Origin of the sequence: Saccharibacter sp. EH611 (assembly GCF_009834765.1) — a bacterium.
GTDB lineage: Bacteria > Pseudomonadota > Alphaproteobacteria > Acetobacterales > Acetobacteraceae > Saccharibacter.
In genome coordinates, this window is the sequence record NZ_WVHP01000018.1 from 26690 (window position 1) to 47874 (window position 21185).

At 49.8% G+C, this 21185-nt stretch carries 24 protein-coding genes and 1 tRNA gene; 10 read left to right on the forward strand and 15 right to left on the reverse strand.

Annotation, left to right across the window (positions count from 1 at the left end):
• The first annotated feature begins 3 nt into the window (after positions 1-3).
• From GS535_RS04785 to GS535_RS04810, 6 genes are all read left to right on the forward strand, one after another.
• Positions 4-243 (forward strand): hypothetical protein, encoded by a 240-nt coding sequence (locus tag GS535_RS04785; protein WP_160792193.1) that lies wholly within the window; start codon positions 4-6, stop codon positions 241-243.
• 1 nt (position 244) lies between these two features.
• The gene (locus GS535_RS04790) at positions 245-658 is read left to right on the forward strand and encodes a structural protein P5 (RefSeq protein WP_160792194.1); all 414 of its coding nucleotides are present in this window, start codon (positions 245-247) and stop codon (positions 656-658) included.
• A complete protein-coding gene (locus tag GS535_RS04795) occupies positions 655-912 on the forward strand; it encodes a hypothetical protein (RefSeq protein WP_160792195.1) in 258 nt (85 codons plus the stop codon). The genes GS535_RS04790 and GS535_RS04795 overlap by 4 nt, the downstream gene beginning before the upstream one ends.
• A 42-nt stretch (positions 913-954) precedes the next feature.
• Positions 955-1260, forward strand: a complete 306-nt coding sequence (locus GS535_RS04800) for a hypothetical protein (RefSeq protein ID WP_160792196.1) — start codon at positions 955-957, stop codon at positions 1258-1260.
• A 249-nt stretch (positions 1261-1509) separates the two neighbouring features.
• Positions 1510-1743 (forward strand): hypothetical protein, encoded by a 234-nt coding sequence (locus GS535_RS04805; protein WP_160792197.1) that lies wholly within the window; start codon positions 1510-1512, stop codon positions 1741-1743.
• Positions 1743-1967: a hypothetical protein gene (locus GS535_RS04810; protein ID WP_160792198.1), complete on the forward strand. Its 225-nt coding sequence runs from the start codon at positions 1743-1745 to the stop codon at positions 1965-1967. The genes GS535_RS04805 and GS535_RS04810 overlap by 1 nt, the downstream gene beginning before the upstream one ends.
• Positions 1968-2071: 104 nt before the next feature.
• Here the strand turns inward: GS535_RS04810 and GS535_RS04815 are convergent.
• The 4 genes from GS535_RS04815 to gatC all read right to left on the reverse strand — a co-directional run bounded on the left by GS535_RS04815 (position 2072) and on the right by gatC (position 5484).
• Positions 2072-2164, reverse strand: a tRNA-Ser gene (locus GS535_RS04815).
• A 94-nt stretch (positions 2165-2258) separates the two neighbouring features.
• A complete protein-coding gene (gene gatB / locus GS535_RS04820) occupies positions 2259-3719 on the reverse strand; it encodes an Asp-tRNA(Asn)/Glu-tRNA(Gln) amidotransferase subunit GatB (protein WP_160792199.1) in 1461 nt (486 codons plus the stop codon).
• On the reverse strand, positions 3716-5197 hold the full coding sequence (gene gatA / locus GS535_RS04825) for an Asp-tRNA(Asn)/Glu-tRNA(Gln) amidotransferase subunit GatA (RefSeq protein ID WP_160792200.1): 1482 nt from the start codon (positions 5195-5197) through the stop codon (positions 3716-3718). Before gatA ends, gatB begins: the two co-directional genes overlap by 4 nt.
• A complete protein-coding gene (gatC, locus tag GS535_RS04830) occupies positions 5197-5484 on the reverse strand; it encodes an Asp-tRNA(Asn)/Glu-tRNA(Gln) amidotransferase subunit GatC (protein WP_160792201.1) in 288 nt (95 codons plus the stop codon). The genes gatA and gatC overlap by 1 nt, the downstream gene beginning before the upstream one ends.
• 71 nt (positions 5485-5555) lie before the next feature.
• On the opposite strand from gatC, the gene ruvX reads away from it, so the two are divergent.
• Entirely contained in the window at positions 5556-6020 is a 465-nt protein-coding gene (gene ruvX / locus GS535_RS04835) for a Holliday junction resolvase RuvX (protein WP_160792202.1), read from the forward strand.
• A 69-nt stretch (positions 6021-6089) separates the two neighbouring features.
• On the opposite strand, the gene GS535_RS04840 is transcribed toward ruvX, so the two are convergent.
• Both GS535_RS04840 and GS535_RS04845 read right to left on the reverse strand, forming a co-directional pair.
• The gene (locus GS535_RS04840; RefSeq protein ID WP_160792203.1) at positions 6090-7340 is read right to left on the reverse strand and encodes a Gfo/Idh/MocA family protein; all 1251 of its coding nucleotides are present in this window, start codon (positions 7338-7340) and stop codon (positions 6090-6092) included.
• Positions 7341-7636: 296 nt separating this feature from the next.
• Positions 7637-8020: a VOC family protein gene (locus tag GS535_RS04845; RefSeq protein ID WP_160792204.1), complete on the reverse strand. Its 384-nt coding sequence runs from the start codon at positions 8018-8020 to the stop codon at positions 7637-7639.
• Between the two features lie 144 nt (positions 8021-8164).
• On the opposite strand from GS535_RS04845, the gene GS535_RS04850 reads away from it, so the two are divergent.
• Entirely contained in the window at positions 8165-9301 is a 1137-nt protein-coding gene (locus tag GS535_RS04850) for a glycosyltransferase family 2 protein (protein ID WP_160792205.1), read from the forward strand.
• Positions 9302-9670: 369 nt separating this feature from the next.
• Here the strand turns inward: GS535_RS04850 and glk are convergent, their stop codons facing one another.
• The gene (gene glk, locus GS535_RS04855) at positions 9671-10639 is read right to left on the reverse strand and encodes a glucokinase (protein WP_018980412.1); all 969 of its coding nucleotides are present in this window, start codon (positions 10637-10639) and stop codon (positions 9671-9673) included.
• Positions 10640-10721: 82 nt separating this feature from the next.
• Positions 10722-11528 carry an SDR family oxidoreductase gene (locus tag GS535_RS04860; RefSeq protein WP_160792206.1) on the reverse strand — a complete coding sequence of 269 codons (807 nt, stop codon included), beginning with the start codon at positions 11526-11528 and terminating at the stop codon, positions 10722-10724.
• A gap of 87 nt (positions 11529-11615) precedes the next feature.
• Here GS535_RS04860 and GS535_RS04865 point away from each other — a divergent pair, with 87 nt between their 5' ends.
• Positions 11616-12812: a hypothetical protein gene (locus GS535_RS04865; RefSeq protein WP_160792207.1), complete on the forward strand. Its 1197-nt coding sequence runs from the start codon at positions 11616-11618 to the stop codon at positions 12810-12812.
• Here the strand turns inward: GS535_RS04865 and thiL are convergent.
• The 3 genes from thiL to nrdR are packed head-to-tail and all read right to left on the reverse strand — an operon-like array spanning position 12809 to position 14725.
• On the reverse strand, positions 12809-13753 hold the full coding sequence (gene thiL / locus GS535_RS04870; RefSeq protein WP_202401611.1) for a thiamine-phosphate kinase: 945 nt from the start codon (positions 13751-13753) through the stop codon (positions 12809-12811). The genes GS535_RS04865 and thiL overlap by 4 nt on opposite strands.
• Positions 13754-13757: 4 nt before the next feature.
• A complete protein-coding gene (nusB, locus tag GS535_RS04875; protein ID WP_160792208.1) occupies positions 13758-14240 on the reverse strand; it encodes a transcription antitermination factor NusB in 483 nt (160 codons plus the stop codon).
• On the reverse strand, positions 14237-14725 hold the full coding sequence (gene nrdR / locus GS535_RS04880; RefSeq protein WP_160792209.1) for a transcriptional regulator NrdR: 489 nt from the start codon (positions 14723-14725) through the stop codon (positions 14237-14239). The genes nusB and nrdR overlap by 4 nt, the downstream gene beginning before the upstream one ends.
• A 211-nt stretch (positions 14726-14936) precedes the next feature.
• Here nrdR and GS535_RS04885 point away from each other — a divergent pair, with 211 nt between their 5' ends.
• A complete protein-coding gene (locus tag GS535_RS04885) occupies positions 14937-15440 on the forward strand; it encodes a copper chaperone PCu(A)C (RefSeq protein ID WP_237442199.1) in 504 nt (167 codons plus the stop codon).
• A 24-nt stretch (positions 15441-15464) separates the two neighbouring features.
• Here the strand turns inward: GS535_RS04885 and recQ are convergent, their stop codons facing one another.
• The 4 genes from recQ to cydD form a co-directional block, all read right to left on the reverse strand.
• Complete coding sequence (gene recQ, locus GS535_RS04890) at positions 15465-17288, reverse strand: DNA helicase RecQ (protein ID WP_160792210.1); 1824 nt, start codon at positions 17286-17288, stop codon at positions 15465-15467.
• 20 nt (positions 17289-17308) lie between these two features.
• Positions 17309-17725, reverse strand: a complete 417-nt coding sequence (locus GS535_RS04895) for an OmpA family protein (protein WP_160792211.1) — start codon at positions 17723-17725, stop codon at positions 17309-17311.
• A gap of 90 nt (positions 17726-17815) precedes the next feature.
• Complete coding sequence (cydC, locus tag GS535_RS04900; protein WP_160792212.1) at positions 17816-19450, reverse strand: thiol reductant ABC exporter subunit CydC; 1635 nt, start codon at positions 19448-19450, stop codon at positions 17816-17818.
• Positions 19447-21141: a thiol reductant ABC exporter subunit CydD gene (gene cydD, locus GS535_RS04905; protein WP_160792213.1), complete on the reverse strand. Its 1695-nt coding sequence runs from the start codon at positions 21139-21141 to the stop codon at positions 19447-19449. Before cydD ends, cydC begins: the two co-directional genes overlap by 4 nt.
• Positions 21142-21185 lie beyond the last annotated feature (44 nt).

The window sequence follows — 21185 nt, forward strand, 5'->3', positions numbered from 1 at the left end:
CTCATGAATGACCAGTATCTGACCCGTGCTGAAGGCATTGAAATCAAGGCTGACATTAAAGCCGTTGAGGCCGATATGGCCGTTGTTAAGTCCCACCAAGCCGCCCAGCAACAAACGCTAGAGCAAATCCTCTCCCAAGTACAACGAGGCAATTCATGGCGCTCCATGTTTATTGCCGGGGGCATTGCTGGGGCCGAAGCCATCGTCGCCGTTCTTCTTAAAATCTATCATATTGGAGTATGACATGGAGCCGCGCGGTATCCGCAACAACAACCCCGGCAACCTCAACTATGTCGGCCAAGCTGGGGCTCATAAAGAGTTAGGCGATCATGGGCGTTTTGCCGTCTTTGCGACACCCGAAGCCGGTCTGATCGCTCTACGTGGGCAGCTTCTACGCTACCATCAGCGGGATGGACTAGACACGGTTTCAGCCATTATTGGCAAATGGGCACCCCCGACTGAGAACAATACGACCGACTATATTGACGGCGTTTCCCATGCTCTCGGCGTGTCTCCCCAAGCGCCGTTAGGTAACTTCTCACCCCATCTTATCGCCGGTCTTATGCAGGCGATTATTATGATGGAAAATGGCAAGAACCCTTACGGAACGTTAATTAACACGGTGGCTGGCCTGTCTAATAAAGAGACCATCACATGATGTCTCGTCTTTCGCGCCTTCGTCATTGGATCCAGCAACCCACGACACTCATCGGCCTTTCTCTCGTCATTGGTGGGATCGCAGGTGCGGCCACTGGAGCACTGAGTGGCGATATGGCCACCACCCTTCTGCTTTCATCGCTGCCTTCGCTGTTGCCGGATAATAGCACGGCACGCGCTACGGCCTCCGCGCTTATTCCACCTACGGTGGCAGCTCTTGAAAAACGCGCAGACACTCAGCCACCCCATACGTGACTAAACGCGCTTTCTCCTCACTTACTCTATAAGGACACGATCATGGAACCCAACACGAACAACGCCACAACAGTGATGACCAAGCTTGTCACGCTTATTGAAAGCGTCATGGGCAATTCTGAGAGCAGCAAAACTAAAATGCTTCTGCACCTCGTTGCGACCGTTCTGGGAAGTATCGCTGAAGAAGGTGAGACGCTTCTTTCCGATAAGTTCGACACAAACGCCCTACTTGCTGGCATCCTACGCGTTGAAAACGGCCTGACCGACGTTGAAGACGGCGTCAAGGATGTTATGGCCGCCCTCAAAGAGAAAAAGCCAACCGCGGCTCAGGTGGGATCAGCAGTATAAGTCACAGGCACGTGCAAAGGGAGGGCCTGGCCCTCCCAGCCCTGATAAGAAAATCAGTTAAAACTGGTAATTATCCGCCAAAAACGAACGAAAAATACTGAAAAGGGAATCATACCCTTTCCCCTTGGAAAACTACCAAAAACACCCTCTTAACACTCAAAGTGAATCACTCGTAAAGGAAGGCTAAATGACCAACAAAGAAGGCTGGATTGATTCCCCCAACAAAGAAGGTTGGTTCGGAGAAGAACCATGAACCCCTATTTCGCAGGAACCTTCATCCTTACGGTGCTCGGTTTCCTTACGGGCCTGATCGTCTATAGCAACCGATCCGGACGAAACAGCGCCCGCGTGGGCTCCGAACGCCAAGACGCAAGCGACGCCACCCAATCAGCAGAAGCCGCGCAACGGATGCTCGAAGCCCGCACGAACGGCATACGCTCTGACAATATGCTTATCGGTGATCTGGATAAGGGGACATTCTGATGAAGCGCTTTTATCTGGTCGCTGCCATACTTGCTCTGACAGCTTGTACGCCCACTCGCTACAAGCCCCTCTGCCCTCCCTTGGTGCATTACACAGCGCAGGAAGAACGGCAGGCGGCGGAAGAGCTACGTACTCACCCTGAGTTGCACGAACTGCCCGCTATGATGCGGGATTATGGGAATGAAAGGAGGGAGATGCGTGGGGACTGTTTCCCCACACAATGAAGATTCCCCACAAAATCCCCCACAGTACGGAAAAATAAGAGATAGAAAACGGCATGAAAACCGTTACATCTATGTTCAATTTTTGGGAGTATTATGCGATCCGCTGGCGGAGGGGATGGGATTCGAACCCACGATACGGGAGTTACCCGTATAACGGTTTAGCAAACCGCCGCCTTCAGCCACTCGGCCACCCCTCCGCTGTTTGTGCGGTTCTTTGCACGGCGTTTGCAGGAGTGTTTCTAGGAGGAATAAACGCTGGGGTAAACCCCCCTAGAAACATTTTTTCAGCTTTTATGCAGAAAGAAGTTTTTTCAGGACGTCATTTACCATGGCAGGGTTCGCTTTCCCCTTCATGGCCTTCATCGTTTGGCCAACGAAGAAGCCGAAAAGTTTGTCTTTCCCGCTCTTATACTCCGCAACTTTGTCCGCATTGGCATCTAAAATACCTTGGACAGTCGCTTCAATTGCGCTGCTATCTGTTACCTGACGCAAGCCCTTACGATCGACAATGGCGGAAGCAGAATCACCTGTTTCAACCATATCTTCGAGAACTTCTTTGGCGATCTTTCCGTTAATCGTCGAATCACTAATGAGCCCAAGAAGCTCGCGTAATCCCTGCGCACTCACAGGGCTATCTTCAATAGAGCGCCCTGTGCGATTTAGCGCAGCGAAGAAATCGCCCAGCATCCAATTCGTTGCCAAACGCGCATCTGCACCACGCGCAACTTCTTCATAGAAGTCAGCAACGGACTGCTCAGCCGTTAAAACACCGGATTCATACTGAGAAACGCCGTAGTCTTTTTCCAGACGGGCTCTTTTGTCTTCTGGAAGTTCAGGCAGTGCCGCTTTAAGCTCATCAATCCAGCTTTGCTCCAACTCGAGAGGTAACAGATCTGGATCTGGGAAATAACGATAGTCATGCGCATCATCTTTGCTGCGCATCGTGCGTGTCTCACCTTTCACATGGTCAAACAAGCGCGTTTCTTGGTCAACGGTGCCACCTTCTTCCCAAATCGTGATTTGGCGTTCAGCTTCAACCTCAATAGCCTGCATGACGTACCGAACAGAGTTGAGATTCTTAATCTCGCAACGCGTACGATACCCCTCTTCCCCAACAGGACGAACAGATACGTTGACGTCGGCACGCATGGAACCTTCCTCCATGTTGCCGTCACACGTACCCAAATAGCGTAGAATCTGGCGCAGCTTACGAAGGTAAGCCCCCGCCTCCTCAGGAGAACGAATATCCGGCTCGCTCACGATTTCCATCAACGCTACGCCTGCACGGTTGAGGTCGATAAAAGATCGTGTTGGGTCTTGGTCGTGAATAGATTTCCCGGCATCTTGCTCTAAGTGTAAGCGCGTTACGCCAATAATGCGCTTTTCACCTTCGGAAAGCTCAATCTCAACTTTGCCCTCTCCGATAATCGGGTGCTCAAACTGACTGATTTGATAGCCTGTGGGCAAGTCAGCATAAAAATAGTTTTTCCGATCGAAGCGACTATATTTATTGACTTGAGCGCGAAGACCGAGGCCGGTTCGAATAGCCTGAGCAACACATTCTTTATTTAGAACGGGCAACATACCGGGAAAGCCTGCATCAACGAGGCTTACCTGTGTGTTGGGCTCTCCACCATATTCAGTTGCCGCACCAGAAAAAAGTTTCGACTGGCTGACAACCTGAGCATGGACTTCCATCCCAACGACGATTTCCCACTCACCTGTTTCACCGGTAATGCGATAACTGCTCATGCTGAAACTCCTGCATGAAGGGTGGGACGATGGGAGAAGGAAGCGGATTTCTCAAGAACGTGCCCTGCAGCAAACAAGGTCTCTTCATCAAAGAAACGACCAATAAGCTGCAAGCCAAGTGGGACGCCTGTGCTATCCAGCCCTGCAGGAACAGAGACCGCAGGAACGCCTGCTAAGCTTGCTGGGACGGTAAAGACATCGTTGAGATACACTTGCACAGGATCAGTTGGTTTTTCATCCCACGCAAAGGCTCCAGAAGGTGCTGTTGGTGTGAGCAACATATCTACCTTCTCATAAGCCTGTAAGAAGTCACGTTGTAACAGCGTACGGACCTTCTGAGCGCGAAGATAATAGGCATCGTAATAGCCTGAAGACAGCACATGAGTGCCCAACAGAATACGACGCTTCACCTCATCACCAAAGCCTGCTGCACGTGTGGCTTCATACAGTGCATCAAGCGAAGGGCCTGTGACGCGCTTGCCGTAACGCACGCCGTCATAACGAGCCAAATTCGACGATGCTTCTGCCAGTGCAGCGATATAATATGTTGGCAGACCATATTTCGTATGAGGAAGAGAGACATCAACAATCTCTGCGCCTGCATCTTTCAGCCAAGCAATTCCCTGATCCCACAAAGCTGCAATTTCTTCTGGAAGATTGTCGGTGCGGTATTCTTTAGGGATACCCACGCGCATGCCCTTCACACCACGATCTAACGCAGCCTCATAATTAGGCACGGCTTTATCAACACTCGTCGAATCCTTAGCATCAAAACCAGCCATAGATTCGAGCATAATGGCGCAATCGCGAAGATTTTTAGCCATCGGGCCCGCTTGATCAAGTGAGCTGGCAAAAGCAATCGTCCCAAAGCGCGAACAACGACCGTAGGTTGGTTTAACCCCTGCAATACCGCAGAAAGACGCTGGCTGACGGATGGAGCCGCCTGTATCGGTTCCCGTTGCCCCCAATACCAGACCAGCCGCTACAGCGGCGGCAGAACCACCAGAAGAACCACCAGGCACTAAGCGTGCATCAGAACCCTGACGCTTCCACGGATTCTCAACCCCACCAAAAGCAGAGGTGAGGTTCGTAGACCCCATAGCAAACTCGTCGAGATTAAGCTTCCCGAGAGAGATAGCTCCATCACGCTTTAAGTTGGCTGTAACAGTGCTCTCGTAAGGAGGAACAAAGTTCTCCAAAATATGACTAGCTGCTGTTGTGCGAACGCCTTCCGTGGCAAAAAGGTCTTTAATGCCCAATGGAATGCCACACAGTGCACCACCCTCGCCTTTAGCAAGAAGATCATCAGCGGCCTTAGCGGCCTCACGTGCTTGGTCAGGTGTCCGTGTAATGAAGCTGTTGAGCCGCCCATCAAGGCGTTCAATCGCCTCTAGGTGAGTATTTACAAGTTCAACCGCTGAAATTTCACGCTTTCTTAAAGCATCGCGCGCCGATGCGAGCGTATAATCAAAAACCATTATTCCACCACCTTCGGCACGGTAAAGAAAAGCCCTTCGCGTTCTGGCGCGTTGGAGAGAACATCATCACGACGTTCACCGTCTGTGACGATATCGTCTCTTAGACGAGCTGTTGCCAGTCCCGTCCCGACCATAGGGGGCACATCAGTGATGTCCACCTCGTTGAGTTGTTCAACCCAACCAATAATGCCCTCCATATCCTTCTGATAGGTTTGTACCTCATCATCGGAGAGACCAATTCGAGCCAATCGGGCAATTCGCGCGACTTTTTTCGCATCAAGCGACATGTTGTTTCCTGAAAAAATATGAAAGGATCAGGGTAGCCTTACAGCCATAAATAGGATCATAACCTCGAGACATGCCGCTGTTCAATCCACATGAGCTTCGAGCTCAGCTTAAATCGTCCCAAACTGTGCTGGGGATCGACCCGGGAAGTCGTCAACTTGGCATTGCCTTGTCTGATATTTCCCTCATGCTCGCCTCACCCCTCATCACCATTAAAAGAGGGAAAATGGCGAATAATGCCAAGGAGATCAACACATTATGCCAAACACACAATGTAGGCGCGCTTGTCGTTGGCCTGCCTATTTCTTTGGATGGATCTTTTGGCCCTGCCGCACGTGCTGCTTCTGACTGGACGCAAGCCATCGCTGAACGCCTCAGCCTCCCCGCTGCCCTTTGGGATGAGCGACTTTCTTCCAGCGCTGTGAACCGCTTTCTCATCAACGAAGCCGACATGACACGCAAACGTAGGGGCGAAGTCGTTGATAAAATGGCTGCTTCATATACCTTACAAGCTTGGTTGGATGCAACGGCTCCATAACGCACGATCCACAAAAGCAAATACCCGGCTATAAGCCGGGTATCCACTGCGCATTCATCGTGTGATGACTTAGACTTTTTTGCGCCAGTCAGACCAATCTGTCGCAACGGGGCGGCCTGTATGAGCAGCCTTATAGATGGCCTGCAGCAAACGAACATCCTGCATTCCTTCTTCCCCAGTTGCCAGCACGCGTGTGCCCTTGGCAATGGAGATTGGCAGGTGGTCAAGCTGTGCTGAAAATTGGTTCAGCGCATCAATGGTGAACATCGGAGTTGACCATGTCTCAATATCCCCAGATTTGCACAGGCTGACACGGTTGCTCCAATAGCTGGTAGCAGGATCCATCAACAATGTGCCCTTATCACCCTGCAAGCAGAAGCGGGTTGTCGAGTATGTCGTAAAGGAAGAGCTCCCATGAGCAATCGCACCGGAACGATAGCGGAACTGCCATGTGATAATGTCTTCAACCTGACTGAAAACAGGGCTTGAGTTTGGTGCAATCATAGCCCGAACTTCAATCGGATCATCATTCATCATGTAACGGGAGCCGTTAACACCATAAATACCGAGATCCATCAAAGAACCACCGCCGGACAGAGCGCGCGTCAGACGCCAATGCGTTGTTGGATCTGTTGTGTCAGCTCCTAAGTCATTATTGTCCGTGGTGATGATCTGAGGCTTCCCAATAGCACCACTGCGTGCCAAGGAAATAGCTTTATTGGTGATTGGATCAAAGTGACAACGATAGCCAATCATCAGCTCTTTATTGGCCCGCTTACCAGCATCAATCATACGTTGACAATCTTCAACGCTGGTTGCCATTGGCTTCTCACACATCACATGCTTACCAGCACGGAAAGCGCGTACAGCAAAGTCTGCGTGCAGAGCATTAGGCAGAATAATATACACAGCATCCACATCAGGGTTCTGTGCAATTTTATCGAAGTCGCTGTAGGAGTACAGGTTGGACTCGCTGATGCCATATTGCTTCCCAATACGACGAGCTTTCGTAGCATCGCCACTAACGAGAGCGGTCAAGCGAGCATGTTGGCACTCAGCAAATGCTGGCAAAATCTGGTTGATAGCGTATTTGCCAAGCCCAACCACGGCATAACCAAACTTGCGAGGGCCATTCGCGAGGGGACGAAGGAGATTTGGGAAAGGACGCCCACCCAGACCGGATGGAGGAGGAGCAAAGCCCATAGACGGTTGAGCCATAGCTTTAGTAGCACTCCCAGCTAGGAGAGACGCACCAAGGGCACCTACGACCCCACGGCGAGTAGCATTTTTGGGAGCATCTTTAGGTGAGCGAGCGTTCACGATACGACATCCTTTCACTCAATGTTTCTTCGTACCATACGAAGAATCATGCGCGATGCGGCATTGAGGAAATTCCTAACCCCGCATCAAATTAAAATTATTTTATTGATAACTAAATCCGAATATCAAGACAGGAAATGTTTTTAAATGTTGCTTTTGGAGATCACGGTATCGTGAACTTAAAGAAAATGACGGTTTCCCTGTCCTATTTGCTCAAAAAAACCTCTCTTGCTCTTTCTCAGGCCTGATATGCAGCAGGGTCATAAAATACCGCTGCTGCTCATTATGCTCGTGTTTCAGTCTGCCATCTTATGAAAACCACAGAGCTTATTGCCATCTGGATCACGTAAGTAAGCAAGGAAAAGCCGCATTCCCATAACAACGCGTACCCCTGCTGGATCCTCGATAGCAGTGCCGCCGTGAGCTATTCCGGCTTCTTGCCATTTAACGACCTGCTCGGGTGATGAAAGAGCAAACCCAACAGTGCCACCATTGGCATATGTGGCTTTCTCTCCATCAATAGGCCGTGTCACAAGGAAGAGCATGTGGTCTTTCTGATAGATAAGACGCTTTCCCGTGTCTGACGGCAAGGATGATCCACCAAGAATATCGAAGAGAGCATCATAAAAAGATCTCGATGCCTCAAGATCGTTCGAGCCAACCACAACATGACTAAACATTTATCTCACCTTTTCATCTAACTGTCTCGCGTTACATAATAAGGAAGGAATGGAGTTATAAGAGGAAGATAAAAATGAATCTTCTCCTTTCTGACAAAACCTTTTTCTCCTATTCTCCCCTCTTAACGGATAGGTGATCACTCTTTGGAGTCTATTGTGCAAAGCAACATAACGGCGCGCCATATTGACCGAGTTACCGTTATGGGCAACGACATCCACATTGATGGTTGGTCTTTACAATGTAGAGACACCACACAGCTAACGATCGTTTTTCCTAATCACCAAACATCATCTATCCCTGAAGAACATTGGCGGCGCTCAAGCCCGGATATTGAGAACATCTATGGTGCTCAATACAGCTCGGTACGTTTTGAAATTATAACGCCCTTTCCTAAAGACATCGCCCCCAAAGACATCGGCCTTATCTTACTGAGATTTGACGATAGAGAAGAAAATGACGCTCCCATTCTTACTTTCGGGGAGACATGGTCTCATGTGGCCTCCACACCTCTCCATCAGCTCAAGATTGGTATTGGAATCCCTACTTATAATCGATCAGGAACGCTTCCTCACGTTATTGAACAGGTAAAAAAGAATACATCGCTTCCATTTAAACTTTTTATTTCGAATGATGGGTCAAATGATACAACATGTTCCATTCTGAGAGATTTTTCAGATATATCGTATGGAAATTTTCGTAATAGAGGCATCGCTTGGAATAAAAATAGAATTCTTTTCTACCTCAAAGAAATTCTGAAATGTGACGTTATTATTATATTAGAAGACGATATGTTTCCTGATTCATTCGCGTGGGAGATAGACTGGATCTTCGCGGCGTTGAGGCTTGGTCATATTAACCTTGCTCACCCACACCAGCATGCTGATGAAGGCGGTGTTGGCTTTTGGCACGATCCTGTCATTAGTTACAGCTTATCGGGTCAATGTTCTGCATTTGCACGTGAAGCCCTCTCTTATGTCGGCTTTTTAGACCCGCGTTTTGGACGTTATGGCCATGAACATGTTGAACATACATTACGCTTTATCCGGATGGGATATGGAGGTCGTCCACGAAAGAATCAAATTGGGGACGCTTTTTACCTCTTGAGAAGCAACCTTTTACCTATTGAAACCCCTAGCCATAGCGACCCACAAGAAGTTGAAAAAGCTTCAAAAATCTTTGACGATATTAAACATGACGTGGCCTATCGCTCTCCGTGGCTTCCTGAAGATTTATCCATCCGTCAGCTGCGAGATGACATGGCCCTCATCAAAGAAACATAGCCTTTACAATAGCTGCCTGGCCCTTCGTAGCTCCTCTTGCAACGAAATGTGGTTCCGTTGTGAGGAAGGAAACGAGCGGAGTATCCATAAAGAGCCAAGTTGCTGTTAGCAAAAGCTATTCGTCGGCATTGCAGAGAGAAACATTGCCACTGATGTGCCAATCCCTAGCCTATGCAGACGCTCTAAAAGACAAATGACCCTCCCATTCTGTTGGAAGCAGCGGGGTCGTTCAGAGACTATTAAGGGATAGGTACACTCTCGTAGATATGCTGAGGTCTTTGGAAATTTTATCTGGCAATAGCTTCAGCCTACAATAGGCGGGTGCGCTGGCTGCAATCCCGCCTATTGCCTATGAGATCGCCTCTTCGATTAGCTATTCTTACTCGCGTAAGAAGCTGCTGCACCGTAGAGACCAGGCTGTGGATGGGTAATAATTTTCACCGGCATCTCACTCATCATATTTTCAAAACGCCCCTTCGCAACAAAGCGTTCTGCAAAGCCAGAATGAGGGATGATATGCGCTAAACGCTGCCCAAGCCCACCAGCAATCACCACGCCATGCGCACCATGAGCGAGTGCAATATCACCAGCAACAGCACCAAGGCTTAAGCAAAAACGCTCTAACGCCGCAGAAGCGATGGTATCTGTGCCTTCCATCGCCATAGTCCACAAGGTGCGGTTATCTTTTAATGCTACGGGACGATCTTGAAGCTCACCAATCACTTCATACAGGTTCGTAAGCCCTGGCCCAGAAACGATCCGCTCTACTGACACGCGACGAAAACGGTCTCTCAATGCCGCTAAGATACGATCTTCGACAGCATCTAGTGGGGAGAAATCCATATGCCCCCCTTCCGTCTCGATGACAAAATACTGCCCATCACGTCGTAAAAGATTTGCAACACCAAGCCCTGTCCCCGGGCCGACAATGCTGACAGTTCCTTCTGTAGGCAGGTGGGTATCTGGCCCACAGAGATGCTGCATATGCTCAGGCCCAACCTGAGCCACAGCATGTCCAATTGCACCGAAATCATTCACAAGCGTGAAATCATCCAACCCCAAACGACTACCCAGCTGAGATGGTTGAATAATCCACGGATTATTCGTCATCTTGAGGATATCACCTGTGATAGGGCAAGCTACTGCAATGCCCGCCTCACGAGGGATTGGTTTACCAATCTCGCGACCAAACGCTTCCCACGCTAAAGCAAGAGAGGCATGCTCAGCACATTTTAACGTTGTCGCTTCACCAAGCTCAACGACTCTTCCCTCGTCCACTTTGGCAATCGCAAAGCGCGCATGAGTTCCGCCAATATCAACGGCAACAATTTCTTTCATGGTGCGTTCAGTCCTCTCTTATATCGTGGCACCTGCAGTTTCGACATCAACATGCACGCCATCATTCCACAGTTTTCTTTCCTCAGGAAGACGACGGGTGCTGCATAATCTCTAATCCACGCAGAATACGATGAGCGATCGGACGTGGCAAAACAGCTTCTAAAGCACGCGTTAGCTGGAATGCCCATGGGAATACCAAAACAGCTTTGCCCGCATTAATCGCACGCGCAATTTTCCGAGCCGCCTTATCAACAGGAACAAGGAAAGCTTGATCCCCTTCCAGGCGCTGGCTCATCGGTGTGTCAATAAAACCGGGAGCGATTAAGGTAACTCTCACGTTATAAGGAACCATGGCCGCATGCAAAGCTGTGCTGAAACGCCCAATGCCAGCTTTAGAACCACTATAAACGGTTGCAAGCGGAAGATCGTGGAAGGAGGCAACCGATCCCATTAATCCGATCCGCCCCCGACGCCGTTTGGCCATACGATTCGCAGCCTCGGTCGCGAGAGCAACAGGCGTCGCAAAGTTCACCATCGACATTTTCAGAGCTACATCGGCCGATTCGGCAACCGCTCCCTCAGGACGAATATCAGCCATTCCTGCAGATAAAATAAGGATATCAATAGGATGCTGATCATCCGTTTCACCGAAAGCCTTCAGAGAAGCCTCTGCGTCACTTAAATCAATAGAACGCGTCTCAACAGAAGCACCCTTTGAACGTGCATCTTCCGCCGTTTTCTCCAGCCGTTCCTGGTTCCGTGCCCATAGCGATAGATGGACACCTGGACGCGCATAATACTGCGCTAAAGCAGCTCCAATACCACTTGAAGCGCCAGTGATAAGAATGTGCCGTCCCTTGCGAGGTGCACCATGATCCTGTTTAGGCATGGAGATCCTTTCTTGTTCACCCTCTGGTCTGAATGATCCTGTACGCGTATAGCCAACCTTATGCAATGCGAAGTGTCCAAACCCCATATGGCTGATATCGATGTTCGCCCTGTTCATACACGGCGAGAACTTAACTGTTTTATCAAACTGCCTCGGCAACTCTACCAAGGAATGGCGGGGTTTGTTCCGCCATTTGATATGGAACAGGTAAGTTTACTGCACCCTCGTCAGTCTGCCGTGTTCCGCCATGCGGACGTTCAATATTTTATTGCCTGGCGCAACAATACTCCAGTTGGCAGGATTGCGGCCATCATGGATCATCGCGCTATTGAGCAATGGCAAGAACGAATCGGGCAGTTCGGAGCGTTGGACGCACTTCCAGAGGCTGACATTGTTGATGCATTGCTCGCAGCAGCCGAAGATTGGTTGAAAAAACAGCATGTTACCCGTATCAGAGGGCCTGTAACGTTGAGCGGTAACGCTGAAACAGGAACAATGATCGAAGGGCAGACATCTGAACCGATGATCGCCATGCCTTGGCACCCGCCCGAGCTTGATGCATTCATTCGTCAGGCAGGATACCATAAGACGGAAGATCTCTTTAGCTATCGGCTAGATCTTACCGATGAGACAGAGAAGCGTTTTAAAGTTCCTAACGATATGAAGCCAGGGAAAGGACGCCTCCAAGCCATCACTGTACGATCTCTTTCTAAAAAAGAAATTGTCTCGCAAGGTGAAATTCTGCGGCAACTTTATAATGATGCATGGTCGGAACAGTATAACTTTGTTCCTATGCAAGATTACGAAATGCAGGCTCTGATTGCGCAGATTAAACCTCTTTTGCGCCCTGAACATTACGTACAAATTGACCAAAATGGCGAACCTGTTGCTATGGCAATGGTTTTGCCCAATATTTATGATATTACAAGCGATCTAGGAGGATCCCCTTCCATCACGGGATGGGTGAAGTTTGCTTATCGCCTCCTTTTCCACCGCTTCCACTCTGCGCGTGTCATTTTGCTGGGAGTAACACGCAAGCTCCGTGGGACAATGATGGGCGCTCTCCTTCCCTCACTCGCTATTGTAGAACTCTTCAAGCGCCGGCACACTCTTCCCTATAAATGGGTTGAGCTTGGTTGGATTTTGGAAAGCAACACAGGTATGCGTAACCTTGCGGAATCCCTCGTTTCAGCACCCCATAAAAAGCACCGGCTTTATGAGAAAGACGTGACGCAAGACGCGACTACATCGACTCCATCAGAGAATGCGACCCAGAAGCCTTAAAAATGCTGCCATCCGGTGCGAGGAAATTGCATCAGATGGCCATTTTCATCGCGCATATTGACCCCAACACCCTCTACGACATGACCAATCCGTGTCAGGGGGATATGGGCTTGGTCACATTGCTTCTTTAACGCCAAGCTCTGGGTGGGTGAGCAGGCAATCAGAAGTTCGTAATCATCCCCACCAATCAAACATTCTTCCTGCCATTGCGGGAGATGCGTTTTTACAGGTTGAGAAAAAGGTATAGAAGCCGCTTCTAACTCAACAGCGACACCTGACTCACGCGCTATATGACCACAATCTTGCAAAAGCCCATCAGAAATATCTAAGGCAGCATGCACGATACCATGGAGTTTAAGGCCCGTGCGGGGTGTCGGAAGGCGGTAAGCCTCCACTAAAGCACCTGTTGGATCTTCTAATTTTCCTTTCCGAGCATAAAGCCCTAAGACTGCATCACCCAGAGTGCCCGTTACCCAGATTTCGTCGCCTGGCTGCGCTGTATCGCGGCGCAACGCTTTCCCAATAGGAGCATAACCAAAAATTGTTAAGCTCAATACTAAAGGGCCAGTACTGCCTGTCGTATCGCCGCCTAGCAAGGAAAGCTGGTACTGCTCTTGGTCTTCTGCCAATCCTTTTGAAAACAGAGCAAACCACGCTTCTCCGTAATGGGCACCAGAGGGAACGCTAACATTCAACATATACGCGGCAGGACGTGCGCCCATCGCTGCAAGATCAGACAGATTGCAGCGCAAAAGCTTTTTAGCCACCGTATCTGCAGGATCATCTGGAAGAAAATGAAGATTCTCCACCATAGTATCACTGGAGATAACGAGTTCCTCCCCAATGGGAGGCGAAAGAACGGCTCCATCATTACGAAGCTCAAAAGAGCCCTTTCCAGCCAATGGACGGAAATAACGCGCGATGAAGTCGAACTCTCCCATAATCTTACTCCGCGTTGCGGTTTTTCTGAGCAAACCGGTCTAAAATACCGTTAACCATTTTCGGCTCATCACCACTGAAAAAACCATGTGCAACGTCAAGATACTCATTAATCACGATTTGAGTAGGCACGTCGGCTATCATTTCACTCAAAGCCGCACGCAACAAAGCTCGTAGCACAGGGTCTAGGCGATTCATCGGCCAGCTTTCTGGCAATAAATCATGAAGCGATTTATCAATCTCATCTTGTTGACGGACGGTATCGCGCACGATGGTAGCGAGTAAATTTAAATCTGCATCAGGAATATGACCGTCATCAAAATGTTCTTGGGGAGCAATCCGACGGAAATTCACAAATTCTTTCAAGACAGTCTCAGCGCTGTCCCCATTTTGCTCACATTGGAAAAGAGCTTGAACAGCAGCAACGCGCGCGATCGTACGGCTTCGTTTGCGTTGGGGAACAGCCGAGCTGGACACTGATGAGGTCATGGGGTCTCCTGAGAGGGATCATTAAGGGCGACTGAAGGATGGTTCATATCATCTAAGATTTTTGAAAAAGCCTCAATCTCACGAAAATTACGGTATACACTGGCAAAGCGGACATAGGCCACCCCATCAACCTCTCGCAGTGCATCCATGGCAAGTTCCCCAATGTAACGCGCAGCAATTTCATGGTCTCCAGAAGCCTCAAGCTTACGGACAAGGCCGTTAAGAAGCCTCTCTTGCCGAACGTCATCGACAGGCCGCTTCCTTAAGGCAATACGAATGGAGCGTGCCAATTTATCTCGATCGAAGGGTGTACGCCGACCATCAGCTTTAATAACGGTCAAATCACGAAGCTGGACACGTTCAACCGTCGTAAAACGCTGATGACACGCACAGCACACGCGCCGTCGCCTAATAGCAGCCCCTTCTTCACCAGGGCGGCTATCTTTAACCTGAGTTTCTTGATGTCCGCAAAAGGGGCAGTACATGGTTGATCCCACAAAACGTCAAATGATTGGACAGCGTGCTGACCCAACAAAAGGAAACGACCAAACATAGAGCCCATGGAAACAAGAAGCTTTATCATGAGGAGCCTGTCTCCTTTGCCGAGCGTATTATACCGTCAATTCCTTTCGTGGTGAAGAGCTTCCTTCATTTTCAGATATGCTGTAGGCTCTCTTCGATCAGTTTGGAGGGGTTATGATCTTCTTTTTTCGTCGCATGTCGTTAGTCGCTCTTGCTGTAAGCACGCTTGGAGTGGGGTATCAGGCAGCCGCAGAGCCACAAAATCATGAAGCGTCCTCTTCAAACGATACGGAGATCACAGAGGTTACGGTTCATGGGGGTGTCCTTCATCCTTCACGACATTTCCCAGACCGCGCAGCCGGATATTTCACGATTCACAATGCTGGAGCGGCTGATCTTCTTCTAAAAGGCATTACATCACCACTATGCACGAGCGTCACATCAAACCACAGCAATCAAGAAATGATTGAAACGACGGGCGATAGTGATGACATTTTTCAGCATCTCGCCATCCCACACAAATCTACGATGGTCTTTCCCGCCGCTGGGTATCACCTCTCTTGCCGTGGGCTGCACCGAAGCCTTCAAAATGGTGAGTCAATTCCCTTTACGTTCCATTTTCTTGATGTCGGACATGTCTCGACGAACTTTACAGTTCAGAGCACAACGGGCAAATGAGGGCGTTTTTACTCCCTTCCTTCGTTAAGAATTTTTAAGAACATCCAAAACGATCTGACCATACCTCTCCAGCTTGCTCCGTCCCACACCTTTAATAGCTCCGAGCGCATCAATTGTTTTTGGAGTGTAGCGTGCGACATCACGCAAAACGGAGTCATGGAAAATAACGTAAGGCGGGATTTCTTGCTCGCGTGCCTCACCCAGACGCCATTCTTTCAGAGCAAGGAAACGATCATGCTCCTCCTCTGATAATGGGGACTCTTTCTCTTCTCCTGCGCGATTAAGTGCTGATAGCGTTTTGAAAGAAGCGTCTTCCATAAGGGGTACAGGCACTTCTCCTCTAAGCAGAGGACGAGCTGTCTCTCTGTGCAAACCTAAACTTCCATGTTCACCGGAGAGGCGGATAGCGCCACGTGCGATAAGCTGACGTATCACCATTCGCCACCAGCTCTCTCCGCGGTCACGCCCAATACCAAACACTGAGAGTTTATGCAGTGCATGACGCTCGACAGGTTCAATCATCCGTCCACGCAATACTGCTGTTAATACGGGGGCGCCGAAGCGTTCTCCCGTACGATAAACAGCAGAAAGCACCTTCTGAGCCGCCTCTTTCCCGTCAAATGTTGCAGGAGGATGAAGGCAGTTATCGCAATGTCCACAAGGAGACGGCAGCATTTCACCAAAACACGCTAAAATAGCTTGAGTGCGACACCCTGTTGTTTCGGTAAGAGCAATCATGCTCTCCAAACGACCCTGCATAACGCGCTTCTCACTTTCAGGAGCTTGCGATTGCTCAAGCCAATAACGCGCTCTTGCCATAGCTTCGCCGCCATATAACAAAAGTGTATGCGAAAGCTCACCATCACGTCCGGCACGACCTATTTGCTGATAATAACCTTCTGGCGATGCTGGCATATCAAGATGGATAACCGTGCGTACATCAGGTCGATCAATTCCCATTCCAAAAGCAATCGTTGCGACAACAACGATCGGCTCTCCAGACCGAAAGCGTAGCAACAACGCTCTCTTTTCAATCGGTGACAAACCTGCATGAAAGGCGAGTGCTGTGAATCCCTTCTCTCGCAACAAAGCTGCAACACGCTCAGTCCGACGACGGCTACCGCAATAAACGATCGCTGCTCCCTGCCCCATATGACGTTCTAGTGCGTCAATAACCTGCCGGGTTTCAGAAAGCTTTGGTTGTGCCTGTAAAAATAGATTAGTACGATGGAAGCTAGCGACGAAAACCCGTGCTTTTTCCATATGCAAAACACTGAGAACATCATCACGCGTACGCGTATCAGCCGTTGCCGTTAGCGCGATACGCGGCACCTCAGGGAAATGCTTCTTTATTGTTGCGAGTTCTCGATATTCTGGGCGAAATTCATGCCCCCAAGCAGAGACACAATGGGCCTCGTCAATGGCAATAAGGGAAAGCTGACGGCTTTTTAATACATCCAATAAGCTTGGTGTTAGAAGTCGTTCTGGAGACACGTATAAGAGGTCGAGCTGGTTACTACGCAATTGCTCCCACAACCTAACCCTCTCATCAGCTTCTAACTCAGAGTGAAGAGCAGCAGCTTTGACGCCAAGCTGCTTTAACCCTGCGACTTGATCGTCCATCAAGGCGATGAGAGGAGAAATGACCACCCCCATACCAAAACGGCATAAAGCAGGAACCTGATAGCACAGGCTTTTCCCACCTCCCGTTGGCATAAGGACAAGCGCGTCTTCGCCCCGCATAACGGCGGAAACAGCCTCTTCTTGCAAACCTCGAAAGGACGAAAAGCCAAATATTTTTTGTAAAATATCAAGCGGTTCAGCGGCCGTTGTTAATCGCCCTTCCAATGGTTACCTCACACTCTCTATCAATGAGAGGAAATCGTGATAGAGACGCGACGCAGCGCAACATGAGAATCTTCAAAATCACTCAGCGCATAAGGGGCCTGAGTGATTGTTTTAGCATCTACACCGTCACGCTCTAGAACCTTGGTCACTTCTGAGGCGCGTGCATTAGCGAGCTGCTTTAAAATATCTGGATCACCATAATGTCCGGCAGATCCTGAAACGGTTATGTGTGACGCATGACGTTCGTGGACAGTCAACGCGGCATCTGCCACGACGGCCTGCGCAGTTGGATTAAGCTGCACAGAATCACGATCAAAAAAAACGACGTAGTTATTACGTGGTGTGTGTGTTGCACATCCCCCTAATGCTCCTGCTGCGACCGTCGCGCACAAGCCGATTGGAAGAATAGAACGCAACGCAGCAGCAATCCTCAACATGACACAACACCTTTATCGTTATCCAAATACCAAGAGATATGATTGCTCTACTCTACGGAGCGGGTCAATCACTGCTCTTCTTTCTCTCAATCACAGTGGCTGAGCGAACACACGTCCATTCTCGCAACGCCAGATATGATCAAGCCGTTCAACGCCTGTCAGTCTGTGTGTGATTAAGAGAATAGTCTGCTGAGAGTTAAGCCCATTCAATGTCTCCAAGAAGGCGCGCTCTGTCTCTATATCCAATCCCGCAGCTGGTTCATCAAGAATAAGCAGCGGTGCTGAAGAAAGAAGAACTCGCGCAAGGGCAATACGGCGGCCTTGCCCACCGGAAAGGCGCGATCCGTTTTCTCCAATCCAGCTATCCAATCCCTCAGGAAGAGACCTGACAAAGTCAGCAACTTGCGCTTGCTCCAATGCCTGCCATAGCTGACTATCAGAGAAATTTTCTCTCCCCAAAAGCAAATTATGACGCACTGTGTCATCAAAAAGGTGGCTCGACTGTGAGAGCCATGCGACTTTCTCTCGCAAAGCACCATCATTCACATCGGCACTATCGACACCACCGAAGAGAATGCGTCCTTTTTGTGGGGTTGCTACCTTGAGCAATAAAGCCGCAAGTGTTGACTTTCCAGAACCTGATGGCCCAAGGAGAACCGCGCGCTCCCCTTTCCGCAGATGCAGGGAAACATCGGTTAGAACAGGGGCCTCTGCATGCCAGCCAAAAGTCACTTGCTCACATTGAACATCGAATTGAGCTGGCAATGTTGCTGTTCCATGTGACGTAGGGCCGCTTTCATCCGACACAGCAACAACACGCTCCGCAGCATGCAAGGTTTGCCCAGCAAGGAACCCTGCCCGTGGGAGGTCGGTTACGCTCTCTAGAGCCGTTGTTATGACAAAAAGGATTGTCACCCCCACAAGAGCTTCTGGCCGCGTGAAGAAGGCCCCCATGCAGGCACACAGAACCACGGCAATACCAAGGCGTGCCAGAAAGGCAGCCACCGCATGGGCAAACACCATGGCGTGACCTTGCTTCTCCTGTAACGCATATAGCGCATCCTGCTCACAAATCAGGCGTTCCTGCATACGCCCGTCTGCGTCAAAGATACGTGTCTCACGTAGTCCTGAAGCAAGATCAAGCGCCTGATTCTGTAGAGAAGCTTGTGCCTTCTGAAGAGCTGGCCCCTGCCGGTACGATACCAACGCCATAAGAGCAGGCAACCCAAAAGCAATGACAGCAAACAAAATCGACACACAGCAGGCTAACGCGAAGCTATCCTGCAAGCAGACCCAAAATACAATAGGAAGAGTGATAACGGCTGTCGCTAATGGAATGATGATCCGTAGGTAAAGATTATCCAGGCTTTGCACATCAGAGACAAGACGAGACAAGAGATCTCCCGAACGGCGAAACCCCAACCCAGCAGCCGCTCCTTTGGATAAGCGCCGATAAAACCAGACGCGAAGATCCGTTAACGCACGGAACATCGCATCATGAGTGATTAAACGCTCCAGATAACGCAGGACGATACGACTGCTTCCCACAGCCTGTAGCACACCATACCCCAGCCCCGTACCAATAATTGCTGCGGCAAGCCGGTTACCCGTCTGCCCCATCAATAACAAGACTGAGCAGATAGAAAGCTCTGCGATAATGAGCCCTAACAGCAAATATCCGAGACGGGAGCGCCACACACCAAAAATTACTGCCATTGCCTTCATGATACGCTCTCCTGAGAGACGATATGTCCGCCCTCTAACCGAATACGCTGCGCACGACGTAATGATGCAATCTTTTCTGAATGAGTCGCGATGATCGTGGTTCGCCCATGGAGCAGGTCTTCAAAAGCCTTGCAAAGCTCATCTTCTGTGGCTGGATCCAGATGAGCTGTTGGTTCATCCATCACCAACAAAGGTGTGTCTTTTAAGAAAGCACGCGCAATAGCGATACGTTGCGCTTGCCCCCCTGAAAGGCCAAACCCACCTTCCCCAATCATGGTATCCAAACCGTCTGGAAGCTGAGCGAGATAGCGCCCCACCTGGGAAGCTTCCAAAGCACGCTTAAGCTCATTTTCTTGCGCATCGGGCCGTGCAAAAAGGATATTTTCTCGCAACGTACCCGCAAAAAGAACAGGTTTCTGACCAATCCAGCTGACATGGCGTGAAATATCAGAAGCAGCTAGCGCTGCCATATCACAGCCGCCCAAGAGCAGCTTCCCTTCTTGAGGCGTGATAAAGCCCAAAAGGAGCTCTAATAAAGTTGATTTCCCTGCACCTGACGGCCCTTCAACAAGCAATGTCTCCCCCGATTGAAGAGAGAAGCTGACATCTGTCAAAGCGGGTGCACGATCCGACGACCATGAATAGCTCACATCTTGAGCGACTAACGCAATACCACGCTCATCATGATAAGGGGACAACTCACCACTTTTAGCTGGGGCACGTTTATCGGCTTGAGGGACGGCCTGCATTGCCTCTGCTGTCGCTGTTGCTTGAGCACGATCTTGATACACTGCCGAAAATGCACGAAAAGGTGCAAATGCTTCTGGCACCATCAGCACGGCAAAAAGGGCCGCCCCTGCCTGCTCAACAGAATGAGAGTGAAGCAAAGAATGACTCTGACTAATCACGATCCACACTAACGCAACGATCATCATAATATCGGTCGTCGCGGATGTTAGGAAAGCAACCCGCAGTACCTTCATCGTGCGTTTGCGAAGTTCTTCTGCTGCATTTCCTAGAGCCTGCGCATCACGCTCAGCATTACCGGAAAGAACAATGGTCGCAATACCACGGATACGGTCAAGAAAGCGTGTTTGTAGCCGCCCCATTGCCAAAAACTGACGACGTGAGGCAATCGCCGTCGCGATTCCGAAAACAGCCTGAAAGACGGGAAGCATCAAACAACAACCAGCTAATATTAGCCCAGCATGAAGATTCTCCCAAAGAACCACAGCGACGACACCCCATTGTGCAATCGGCCATAATGTCGATGCAGGGAGCCAACGAGAAAAATATCCATCCAACGCTTCAACACGCTCCACCAACAATGTAGCGATAGCCGCACTGTGCTGATGGCGTAAGAGGCTTGGCCCATACGCAAAAACACGATCTAAGGTCATACGCCGCAGGGTTCGACGTGCCTTCTGCCCTGCTACCAAGGCGACCATATCTTGCCCAGCCCCGAGTAGAACACGAACAAGGCAGGCTGCAACAAAGACAGCGAAAAAGCGTCCCAGCTCATAATGCTGGTGCAGCAGAAAATCGGCGAGCATATGCGCCAAAGCCCATGCCTGCACAACACCAGCCCCAACATTGATGAGGCCTAGAAGGGCACTACTGAGAGTCGAGGATCGGTTAGCGCGGTTTTGCTGCTTGATCCACCGTTTCAAGATCTTCTTGTCAGCTTTCATACCCCCTCATATAAAAGGAAGTGACACAGATAGACAGAGGTAAT